This is a genomic window from Curtobacterium sp. MCBD17_028, from assembly GCF_003234875.1.
Lineage (GTDB): Bacteria > Actinomycetota > Actinomycetes > Actinomycetales > Microbacteriaceae > Curtobacterium.
Genome location: NZ_QKTQ01000014.1, coordinates 54872 through 65407, shown reverse-complemented (window position 1 = coordinate 65407; position 10536 = coordinate 54872). Strand labels below are relative to the sequence as shown.

General features: G+C 72.8%; 8 protein-coding genes and 1 tRNA gene. 2 read left to right on the top strand and 7 right to left on the bottom strand.

Features of this window, described 5'->3' with window-relative positions; translation table 11 throughout:
- Positions 1–310: 310 nt before the first annotated feature.
- Together DEI86_RS13440 and DEI86_RS13435 are read left to right on the top strand one after the other, a co-directional pair.
- Entirely contained in the window at positions 311–988 is a 678-nt protein-coding gene (locus tag DEI86_RS13440) for a response regulator transcription factor (RefSeq protein WP_111013936.1), read from the top strand.
- A gap of 16 nt (positions 989–1004) precedes the next feature.
- A complete protein-coding gene (locus tag DEI86_RS13435; protein ID WP_111011060.1) occupies positions 1005–2432 on the top strand; it encodes a cell wall metabolism sensor histidine kinase WalK in 1428 nt (475 codons plus the stop codon).
- Positions 2433–2472: 40 nt separating this feature from the next.
- On the opposite strand, the gene DEI86_RS13430 is transcribed toward DEI86_RS13435, so the two are convergent.
- The 7 genes from DEI86_RS13430 to rsfS all read right to left on the bottom strand — a co-directional run bounded on the left by DEI86_RS13430 (position 2473) and on the right by rsfS (position 10440).
- Complete coding sequence (locus DEI86_RS13430) at positions 2473–5910, bottom strand: error-prone DNA polymerase (protein WP_111049852.1); 3438 nt, start codon at positions 5908–5910, stop codon at positions 2473–2475.
- Positions 5910–7523, bottom strand: a complete 1614-nt coding sequence (locus tag DEI86_RS13425; RefSeq protein ID WP_309146564.1) for a DNA polymerase Y family protein — start codon at positions 7521–7523, stop codon at positions 5910–5912. Before DEI86_RS13425 ends, DEI86_RS13430 begins: the two co-directional genes overlap by 1 nt.
- Entirely contained in the window at positions 7520–8266 is a 747-nt protein-coding gene (locus DEI86_RS13420) for a hypothetical protein (protein WP_181439780.1), read from the bottom strand. The genes DEI86_RS13425 and DEI86_RS13420 overlap by 4 nt, the downstream gene beginning before the upstream one ends.
- Before the next feature lie 190 nt (positions 8267–8456).
- Positions 8457–8789: a hypothetical protein gene (locus DEI86_RS13415; protein WP_111011059.1), complete on the bottom strand. Its 333-nt coding sequence runs from the start codon at positions 8787–8789 to the stop codon at positions 8457–8459.
- Between the two features lie 73 nt (positions 8790–8862).
- A complete protein-coding gene (locus tag DEI86_RS13410) occupies positions 8863–9822 on the bottom strand; it encodes an aldose 1-epimerase family protein (RefSeq protein ID WP_111013901.1) in 960 nt (319 codons plus the stop codon).
- Between the two features lie 104 nt (positions 9823–9926).
- Positions 9927–10002: transfer RNA gene (locus DEI86_RS13405), tRNA-Ala, on the bottom strand.
- Positions 10003–10071: 69 nt separating this feature from the next.
- Complete coding sequence (gene rsfS, locus DEI86_RS13400; RefSeq protein ID WP_111011057.1) at positions 10072–10440, bottom strand: ribosome silencing factor; 369 nt, start codon at positions 10438–10440, stop codon at positions 10072–10074.
- Positions 10441–10536: the final 96 nt, after the last annotated feature.

Sequence of the window (10536 nt, the reverse complement as noted above, 5' to 3'; positions counted from 1 at the left end):
CCCCGTCACCACGGCCCCCGTCTCCCGCTCCCCCCGTCGCACCCCGGGGTGCCACGTCGACGGCGCCGAGCGCACGTCGTCGCCGCAGCGTAGCAACGTGCGGACGCTGCGTGCGCGATGTGTGCCCGAGGATGTGCGGAGTGGTCGCCCGACGATGCGCGGAGTGGACGTGGCGGACGCGGATCGGGCCTCCCGGCCGTCCACCGGCGCGGCGGCCCGCATCGACGCTGTGACGAGATTCAGCGACACCACGGGGAACGCCGCACGCCCCGCAGCGCGGAGTGCCACCATGGCCCGAGGAGGTCAGGACATGCGGCTGCTGGTGGTGGAGGACGACGACGAGATGCGCGCGCTCCTCGAACGGGGACTCGCGGCCGAGGGCTACCGGGTCACCGCCGTCGAGAACGGCGTGGAGGCGCTCATCGCGCTCGGCGAGCAGGCGTACGACCTCGCCGTGGTCGACGTCATGATGCCCGGCATGTCCGGCTTCGAGCTGAGCCGCCGCATCCGCGAGCGCGAGGACCCGATGCGGATCCTCCTCGTCACCGCGCGGGACGCCGTCGACGACCGCGTGTACGGCCTCGACTCCGGTGCCGACGACTACCTCACGAAGCCGTTCGCGTTCGCCGAGCTCACCGCGCGCCTGCGGGCCCTCGGCCGGCGCGAGGCGGCTGGTGCACCTCGCACCATCGAGGTCGCCGACGTCGCCATCGACTCCGAGGCACGACGCGTCGTCGTGCAGGGCCAACGCGTGGCGATGAGCCCGACCGAGTTCGCGCTCCTCCGGCTGCTCGCCCGCTCCGCCGGGAGCGTGGTGGACCGGCCCAAGATCCTCGAGGAGGTCTGGGACGGCAGCCAGCACGTCGACCCGAACGTCGTCGAGCAGTACATCTCGTACCTCCGCAAGAAGCTCTCCGCGCACGACGCGTCGGTCGCCATCACGACCGTGCGCGGTCGCGGGTACCGCCTCGACAGCGTCGGGGCCTGAACCGGTCCTCCCCGCCGTGTTCCGGCCGCTCCGTCTGCTGTCGCTCCGCGCACGGATCACCATCGGCAGCACCGCGATCGCGGCCATCGTCATCGTCCTGCTCGTCGTCGTCGTCCGGCTCCAGGTGATCTCCGTCGTCGCGAGCGCCACCACGACCCTGCTCGTCGCCGACGCGGACCCCTACATCGCCGCGCTCGAGGTCGACAGCTCGCCCGACCTCGGGAGTCCCGGCAACGGTCAGCTGGTCGCCGTCGTGTCGCCGACCGGGCAGCTCGAGTTGACGACGATGCCACGGAGCTTCGAACACGAGATCCGATCCCTGTCCACCGCGAGCGCCCGGACCTCGTCGATCACCGTCGACCGCTCGGAGTACCGCGTCGTCGTCGAGCACGTCACGAACGACGCCGGCCGGTGGACGGTCGTCGCCGCCCGCAACGCGCAGTCCGAGCGCATCGTCGTGGACGACCTCACCGAGACGCTCGGCGTGCTCGGGCTCGTGATCCTCGTGGCGTTCGGGATCGCGTCGTGGATCCTGGCGACCGTGGCGCTCCGGCCCGTCGCCCAGATGCGCCGCGAGGCCGAACGGCTCCGGGGCACAACCGACCGGGCCGAGCTCCCCGTCGGTCCCGCGCAGGACGAGCTGTCCTCGCTCGCGACGACGCTCAACGCGTTCCTCGCCCGGACCCGGCAGGCCACGGAACGGGAACGGCAGATGGTCTCGGACGCGAGCCACGAACTCCGGACGCCGCTGGCGATCCTGACGACGCAGCTCGACCTCGCGTCGCTCGACACCGGCGACGCCGACGCGCTCGCGGGACACATCGACCGCGCCAAGCAGAACGTCGCGCGGCTGTCCCGGCTCGCGAACGACCTGCTCACGCTGTCCCGCGTCGAGGAGACCGAGGCCCAGGCCGACGAGGTGGCGCGCACGACGAGCTGGACGGACCTCGGCGACGAGGTCATGTCCGCCGTCGACCGCGTCCGGCTCATCGCGGGCGCCAAGGACATCACCGTCGACTTCGAGCTCGAACCCCCGATCGCCGTCGGGGGGTCCGGGCCGGGCATCGGCGGCGGCACCGTCGAACCGCGCTACCGGCTCGACACGAGCGGCATGGCGCAGCTCGTCACGAACATCGCGGGCAACGCCGTCGCCGCGCTCGAACCCGGGGGCGGCATCGTCGTCACCTGGCGTGCGGAGGCAGGGCAGGGCGTGCTCCAGGTCACCGACGACGGGCCAGGCGTCCCGGACGCGTTCGTCCCCGTCGCGTTCGACCGCTTCACCCGCCCCGACGCCGCCCGACGGTCCGTGCATCCCTCGCCCGGCGGCTCGGGCCTCGGACTCGCGATCGTCCGCGCCATCGCCGAGCGCGCAGGAGGCACGGCGAGCCTCCGCAACGTCCGGTCCGGTGGGCTCGAGGTGACGGTGCGGGTCCCCGCGGTCTGAGACCCCGCCCGGCTCGCCCCTCCCCCTGCTCGCCGCCCGGTCAGTGGAAGTCGCGGGAGCGCGTCCGGACCGCGAGCGGCAACCGTTCCATGTGGTCCGCGACGACGTTCACCACACCGTCGGGTGACCGCTCGAGGATCCCCCGCACGACGAGCGCCGGTGCCTCGCGGGCGACCCGACGGAACCGTGTCCACACGCCGACGCTGCAGATCACGTTCACGAGGCCGGTCTCGTCCTCGACGTTCATGAAGGTGATCCCGGATGCCGTGGCGGGACGCTGTCGATGCGTCACGACCCCGCCGACCTCGATCCGCCGCCCGGTCTCGGCCGTCATGAGCTCCGCGACGCTGAGCACGCGCCGCCGGGCGAGATCCGGCCGCACGTGCCGGATCGGGTGGTCGTCCGGTGACAGCCCCGTCGACCAGATGTCCGCGATCAAGGCGTCACCGTCGGTGAGCTGCCCGAACAGCGGTGGCTGCACGACCACCTGCGTGTCGGGGAGCTGGTCCGGGCGTTCCGCCGCGGCCTGCGCAGCCGACCACATGCCGCTGCGACGGTCGATGTCGAACGACGCGAACGCATCCGCCGCGGCGAGCGCCTCGAGCTGCGCCGTGGTCAGCCCCACCCGCCGCGCCAGGTCGGACATGTCCCGGAACGGGCCGTTCGCCTCGCGCTCCGCGACGATCCGCTCCGCACTACGTCGGCCGAGGGACGTGACCTCGACCAGGCCGAGACGGACCGCGAAGGCACCGTCGCGTCGGTGGTCGTCCGTGTCGAACGGTTCGCTCCGGTCGAACGGCCGGACGGGCTCCTGTTCCTGGGCCAGGCAGGTGTCCGAACCGGTCCGTGGCGGCAGCCCGTCGTCGCCGAGCGGTGCGTCGGGATCGAGGACCTCGAGTGTGGCGTCGACCCCCGACCGCAGGATGTCCGGGCGCCGCACCTGCACTCCGTGGCGTCGGGCGTCCGCGACGAGCGACTGCGGCGAGTAGAACCCCATCGGCTGCGCCCGGAGCAGTGCCGCCAGGAACGCGCCCGGGTAGTGCAACCGCATCCATGCACTCGCGTAGACGATGAGCGCGAAGCTGATCGAGTGGCTCTCCGCGAAGCCGAAGTTCGCGAACGCCTGGATCTTGGCGTAGATGGCGTCGGCGTCCTCGCCCTCGATGCCGTTCGAGGCCATGCCGCGGTAGAGCTTGTCGCGGAGCGCCTCGATCCGGACCAGCCCCCGCTTCGACCCCATGGCGCGGCGGAGCTGGTCGGCGTCCTCGCCCGAGCACCCGCCCACGGTCATCGCCATCTGCATCAGCTGCTCCTGGAACAGCGGCACCCCGAGGGTGCGCTCGAGCACCGGTTCGAGTGCCGGATGCAGGTAGGTGATCGGCTCCTCCCCGGTCCGCCGCCGGATGTAGGGGTGGACGGCACCGCCCTGGATCGGCCCGGGACGCACGAGCGCGACCTCGATCACGAGGTCGTAGAACCGCCGCGGTAACAGCCGCGGCAGGGTGCCCATCTGCGCCCGGGACTCGACCTGGAACACCCCGACGGTGTCGGCCCGGCACAGCTGGTCGTAGACGCCCTGCTCCTCTTTCGGCATGTCGTGCATGTCCCAGCGCTCACCGCAGTGGTCGGCCGCGAGGTCGAACGCGTACTGCAGCGCCGCGAGCATGCCGAGGCCGAGCATGTCGAACTTGACGAGCCCCATGAAGGCGCAGTCGTCCTTATCCCACTGCAGGACCGTCCGGCCGTCCATGCGGGCGTGCTCGATGGGGACGACCTCGCCGACGGGTCGGTCGGTGAGCACCATGCCGCCCGAGTGGATGCCGAGGTGCCGGGGGAACCCGAGGACCTCGCGCGCGAGTCCGACGACCTCGTCCGGGATGTCGTGCTCCGTGCTCTCGGTGACCGACCCCCACCGTTCCACCTGCTTGGACCAGGCGTCCTGCTGTCCCGGGCTGTGCCCGAGCGCCTTCGCCATGTCGCGCACCGCGGCCTTCGGACGGTAGGTGATCACGTTCGCGACCTGCGCCGCGTTGAACCGGCCGTACTTGGCGTAGACGTACTGGATGACTTCTTCGCGGCGGTCGGAGTCGAAGTCGACGTCGATGTCGGGCTCTTCGTCGCGCATGCTCGAGAGGAACCGTTCGAACGGCAGCCCGTACCGGATCGAGTCGACCGCCGTGATCTCGAGCAGGTAGCAGACCGCCGAGTTCGCGGCGGACCCGCGGCCCTGGCAGAGGATCCCCCGACTGCGCGCGTACTGCACGAGATCCCGCACGATCAAGAAGTACCCGGGGAAGTCCTTCTCCTGTATCACGTGCAGCTCACGCTCGATGCGGTCACGCTTGACCGGGTCGACCCCGTCGGCCGAGCCCGGGTAGAACCGCCGGGCGCCCTGCCAGACGAGGTCGCGGAGCCACGACATGGGCGTGTGCCCGTCGGGCACGTCGAGGTCCGGGAGGCCCGGCGCGGCACTCCGCAACCGGAACGACAGGTCGTCGGCGAGCTCCACACTCCGCGCCACGGCGCCGGGGTACCGGGCGAACCGACGGCTCATCTCGGCCCCGGACCGCAGGTGCGCCGTGTCGGCGGCGGGGAGCCAGCCGTCGAGTTCGTCGAGGCTGCGGCGTGCCCGGACAGCCGCGAGCGCCGTGGCGACCCGGAACCGGTCCGGGGTGGCGTAGTGCACGTTCCCGGTGGCCACGACGGGCAACCGGAACCGCCCGGCCAGTCCGGCCAGGAGGTCGTTGCGGGCCGTGTCCATCGGGTCGCCCTGGTCGATGAGCTCGACGGTGACGTGCTCGCGCCCGAACCGGTCGAGCAGGTCCCGCACTGCTCGCTCGGCGGCGTCCTCACCCCCGGTCTCGAGGGCGGCGCGGACGGTCCCCTTGCGGCACCCCGTGAGCACGTGCCAGGCGTCACCGGCCCGCTCTGCGAGGTCGTCGAGGTCGTACCGGGGCCGGCCCTTCTCCGCACCGGGCGACAGGTGTGCGCTCGTCATGGCGGCGGCCAGTCGGTGGTAGCCCGCTTGCCCGCGTGCGAGGACGAGCAGATGTGTGCCCTCGGGGTCGGCGACGCCGTTCTGCGGTTCGGACAGGCCGAGGGAGAGTTCCGCGCCGTACACCGTCCGGATGTCGGGGTGGGTCTCGGCGACCTCGGCCATCCGCGCCGCCCCGTAGAGGCCGTCGTGGTCGGTGAGTGCGAGGCCGTGCAGGTGCAGGCGTGCGGCTTCCTCGAACAGGTGCTCCGGTGGGCTCGCACCGTCGAGGAAGCTGAAGGTCGAGTGCGCGTGCAGCTCCGCGTACGGCACCGTCAGGCCGTCGTCCACGATCGAGGCCGGCACCGGTGTGTACGGGACGCGTTTGCGCGACCACGCCGGGCTGTCACCGCCGTCACCGGGAGGCGCTGCCCCGGGACTGCGCTTGTCCGACAGCGCACGCTCGAACTCCGACCACGGGATCGGTGGGTTGTTGTACCCCATCAGGTCGCCACCGCCTCGGCCCACCACCGGCCGTCCGCCAGGACGACGGTCCATGCGCGCCCCTCGGCGTCGACGAGCTGCATCCGGTGCAGGCGGCGACCCCCGGCCTCCCACCAGCGCACCACGAGCGGCCATGGCCCCGCCCATGCGGTCACCGCACTGAAGCGTCCGCCCCGGTCCCCCTCGGCGCGGAACCGGTCCGGCTCACCGGTCAGGATGCTGCGCCCGTCGACGTCGACCGGGGTGCCGTCGGCGGCGACGACGTCCACGGGCCGAGGACGGTCGAGGACCGTCGCGGGTGCGGGCCCGGGCAGCCGACCGGGCCATGGGCGTGCACGGGCGACCGCGACCGCGCGCTCGCCCCCTGCCGGGGTGTCCCCCCACGGCACGAACAGCGTGCGCTCCGCCAGGGTCCGACCGCCGGCGATGCGTGCCGTGACGACCCCGTCGTGTCCGACCATGCCCTGGATCCGGGCGAGGCCGTGGTGCACCCGCTCGTCCGGCCCGGAACCCCAGAGTCCACGCTCGTGGTTCGTGACCGCGTCGACCGCCTCGGCCTCGAGCCGGACGTGGGCGACGGGGGCCTCGAGCCCGGTGGGGTCCGTACCGCCCTGCAGCTGCCACCGCACGCGGTCGACGACGTCGGCGGGGTCGAACCACCGCGGATGGGCCCAGGTGCGGTCGAGGCAGACGCCACGGTCGTCGGTGATCTCGATGCGGATCGTCGTGGCCACGAGCTCCGCCGCACGGAGCCGCTCGGCGAAGGTGTCGGCGGACCGACGGAACGCGAACGCCACCTGGTCGGCACGGTCGAGCGGGGGTTCGAACGCGGCGTCGACGGTCAGGTCCGGTGGGACGTCGCGGGCGGTGACCGCACGTGGGTCACGGCCTCCGGCGAGCCGGTGCAGGAACGCACCCTCCGGCCCGAACCGGTCCCGCACCTGCTCGTCCGTGAGCTGCGCGAACGCACCGAGCGTCGTGATCCCGAGCCGCCCGAGCACCATCGCGAGGTCGTCGCGACCGAGGACCGACAACGGCAGCGGTGCCAGGAAGTCCGCCGACGCACCTTCGGGGACGATGCGGACCCGCTCGACATCGCGTGTCCGGGCACGTGCCGCCTGCTCCGCCGCGAACGGGGTGTCCGCGATGCCGACCCGCACGCCCGGCGCCCCGTGGTCGGCCACGATGCCCGCGAGCGTCAGCGCTGCCGGGTGCTCCCCGCCGTAGTAGCGGGCCGGCCCCCGGGAGCGGATCGCGAGCGTTCCCGGGCGCAGGACGTGCACGCCGGGCACGGCACCCTCGACCGCACGGATGACGGGCTCGAACGCCCGGTGGTCGAGGGCCTCGTCGTACTGCTGGACCACGAGCGTCGTGCACCGGGCCTGGGCCTCGCGGATGCGCAGCCCACGGAGGACGCCCTCGTGACGAGCGGCCGCGGAACAGGCGTACACGAGCCCCTTGGCCACGAGGGCGATCGGCCGCTCGGGGTCCGCCCCGGACGCCACCGCAGCGGCGAGGACGGGCCAGTCCGGGCACCACAGGACCATCGTGCGGGTGGGCGGGGCCTCGACGGGCGGACTCCCCGCCCCGAGGGCCACCGTTCCACCGGTCACGACGCCACCGCCACGGGACGCGCTCCCCGGTCTCCGCCGGCCGTCGTGACGACCACCGGGGACCGGGTACCGGTCGGATCACCGCTCGCGGTCGTCGACACCGACGGCTGGACCGTCCCGTCCGCTGCGGGGAGCAGGAGTTCGGCGCTGCGTGGGCGTCCAGCGCCGGCCCGAGTGGTCGCCACGACCGTTGCCCGCCGTTCCGACAGGTACCCGAACCCGCGTCCGATGCCCTGCCACGAGGAGTCGGTGACCCGGAGCGAGGCCTCGGCACCGGGCCAGCTGCCGAGCGCGACGAGGGCGGCGCCCCGCTGCCGGAGCCGTGCCCCGAGGCGAGCGACGTCGCCCGGGGTGACGCGCCCGAGCGGTCGGGTCAGCACGATCGTCGCGACGTCGGCCAGCGCCGCGGTGACCGTCAGCCACTGGTCGCCCGGGTCGGGCACGAGCACGAGCCGCTCCAGGTCGATCCCGGCGGCCGCGGCGGCCTCGACCCCGAAGGACGGCACACCGACCACGGCGCACCATGCGCCGGACGCCGACGCCGCCTGGAGCATGGTCATCGCCAGCAGCACCGACTCGTGCACGCTGTAGGCCGCCCCCGACCGGAGTGCGCCACCCGGTAGGAGCGGCGCGAGCGCAGGCGACGTCGGGAGCGCACCGGTGTCGACCCGCGTGTCCTCCATGTCCGCGATCCGGGAGCGGAGGCTCGTGATGCGCTCCAGCGCCGCCCGCGCCTCGGCCACGTGGTCCGGTTGTCGGACCGCGCGTGCACCATGGGCACCGGGTGCCGGTGTCCGATCGCCCCGCTCTCCGAGGAGAGCCGCCGCCGTCTGCATCGCCCCATGTTCGAACATGTGTTCGATCATGTCAACCGGGTCCGACATCCGCTGTGGACGCCGGATCGTCGTCGGCACGACGGTGGACACGGCCCCGTTACCGGACGACGCCGAGGAGCACCCAGCCCCCACCGGTCCCGATGACGTCGACGACGACGCTCGGCGCGTCGGCGTCGAGCGGCGTGGCCTGGAACCGCCACAGCGCGGGAAGCCCGTCGTTCCGGGCATCCCGGGCACCGTCATCCCCGCCGCCCGGTCCGAAGTCCCACTCGTCCGGGCGGCCCCGCCACCGGGTCGGCCGGTCGGTCACGTGGTAGCGGACACCGTCCCACAGGAGATCTCGGGGCACGCCAGCCGCCGTCGTGCCCACCCGCACCACTCGCGCCTCGCGCACCGGCACCGCGACCACCGCCTCCCGATCATCGAACACGTGTTCGAATCGGCAGTGTACGTCGCTCGTCCACGACACGCCAACGGAGTCGCCGTGGCGCCTCCGCGCCCGGTCAGACCGCGGCGATCGTCCAGGAGGCCGTGGCCGACTCCCCCGGTTCGACGACCAGGAGGCCCCGCTCGGCTCCGGCGTTGAACGCATCCGGGGCGCAGGTCATCGGTTCGACCGCCAGGCCGACACGGTGGTACTCGGGCACGACGTGGTCCGCGGTGTGCACCTGCACCCAGGGGCACTCCGGGCCGAAGGTCATCCGCACGCCAGAGCCGTCGGCGGCGGTCACCCGCACGGTCGCCGTGCCGTCCCCGTCACGGTCGAACCCGGTGAAGGCATGGTCGATGAACCGCGAGCCGATCCGCTCCGGCACCCGGAGGTCGAACACACCGTCGTCGACGTCCGCCACCGGGGACAACGCCGTCGGGACCAGTCGGTCCGGCGTCACCTCGAGCACCTGCTGCGCCGGCAGGTGCAGGGTCCAGTCGTCGACGTGCCCGGGGCCTGCGACGAGGTACGGGTGCGGCCCGGTCCCCCAGGGCGCCGCGTCGGGGCCGGTGTTCGTCCCCGTGATCGTCGTGTGCAGGCCCTGCTCGTCGACCTGGTGGGTGACCGCGACCTCGACCCGGAACGGGTACCCGAGCTGCGCGGGGATGGTGGTGGTGAGGACCACCCGGTCGTCGGCCCGTTCAGCCACGGCGAAGTCGGCCCACGCGACGAGGCCGTGCAACGCGTGGCCACGCTCCGGCTCGGACAGGGCGAGCAGGTGGTCCTGCCCCGCGAACGAGTACCGGCCGTCCACGACGCGGTTGGGCCACGGCGCGAGCACGGCGCCGCGGAACACCGGACGGACCTCGTCCGCGTCGAACGGCACGACGAGGTCACGGCCGTCGTACCGGAGGCTCCGGAGCGTCGCCCCGATCGACGCGATCGTGGCCGTGTACGGCCCCGCGCTGATCGAGCATTCGGTCCCCGACAGGGGCTGACTGGAGGTGTCCGCGGTGCGCGGCGATGCGCTCATGCCGACCAGGCTATCGGTGTCCCGCCGAACCGCCGGCCGAGATCTCGACCAGCGACGGCCCGCTCAACGACGAAGGCCCCGCCGGAGCGGGGCCTTCGTCGTGATGGTGGATCTGAGGGGACTCGAACCCCTGACCCCCTGCATGCCATGCAGGTGCGCTACCAGCTGCGCCACAGACCCAGGTCGGTTGCCCCCGTGCGGAAGCAACCAGTCAAGCGTACACCATCTGCGAGGGCCGCCGGACCACGGTCAGTGGGTGACGGGGACCTCGAGCGGGATGCTCGGGCAGTCGGACCACAGGCGCTCGAGCGAGTAGTACTGCCGGTCCTCGTCGTGGAAGACGTGCACGACGACGTCACCGAAGTCCAGGAGGACCCATCGACCCTCGCTCCGCCCCTCGCGCCGGAGCGGCTTGGCGCCGGCCTGGAGCATGCGGTCCTCGACCTCGTCCGCGATGGCGAGGACGTTGCGCTCGTTCCGGCCACTCGCCAGGAGGAACACGTCGGTCAGTGGGAGCGGACCCGTCACGTCGAGGGCGACGAGGTCCTCGGCCTGCTTGTCGTCCGCCGCGGCGGCAGCGATCTGGGTGAGTTCGAGGGCTCGGGGGGAAGCGGTCACGGATTCCTTCGGTCGTTCGACGCCGGGTAGGGGTCGATGCCGTCGATCATAAGCGACACCCACGACACGGACCAGCCTGGAGGCCCGAACCGGCCA

What these genes read in the sequence shown, in the direction of transcription:
- DEI86_RS13410 (WP_111013901.1), bottom strand. Translation starts at nt 9,822, where the DNA reads ATGAGCGCATCGCCGCGCACCGCGGACACCTCCAGTCAGCCCCTGTCG.
- DEI86_RS13440 (WP_111013936.1), top strand. Translation starts at nt 311, where the DNA reads ATGCGGCTGCTGGTGGTGGAGGACGACGACGAGATGCGCGCGCTCCTC.
- DEI86_RS13430 (WP_111049852.1), bottom strand. Translation starts at nt 5,910, where the DNA reads ATGGGGTACAACAACCCACCGATCCCGTGGTCGGAGTTCGAGCGTGCG.